Genomic DNA, 279 nt, shown 5'->3' with positions numbered 1-279 from the left:
TCTATTTTTGAGAGTGCTTTTGGCTGGCAGGAAGCTGCAGGCGGCGCGGCGGGATATACCTTAAGCCAGGCGATTACTAACGGTTTTCAGCGCAGTATGTTTTCCAATGAGGCGGGAATGGGGTCGACGCCAAACGCGGCAGCGGCAGCGGCAGCTGCGTCCTGGCCTCCGCATCCGGCAGCGCAAGGAATTGTCCAGATGATTGGCATTTTTATCGACACCCTGGTCATCTGCACGGCAAGCGCCATGCTGATATTACTGGCGGGTAACGGCACAACC

1 protein-coding gene is annotated in these 279 nt (G+C 57.0%); it reads left to right on the top strand.

The window, feature by feature from the left end; translation table 11 throughout:
• Window positions 1–279, top strand: a 279-nt coding sequence (locus tag LZP73_RS21125; protein WP_234236970.1) for an alanine:cation symporter family protein, incomplete at both ends; no start/stop codon positions are given.

Source organism: Shewanella sp. AS16 (assembly GCF_021412365.1).
GTDB classification, from domain to species: Bacteria; Pseudomonadota; Gammaproteobacteria; order Enterobacterales; family Shewanellaceae; genus Shewanella; species Shewanella salipaludis.
Note: the sequence above shows the minus strand (reverse complement) of the source record. Positions and strands in the feature narration are given on the sequence as shown.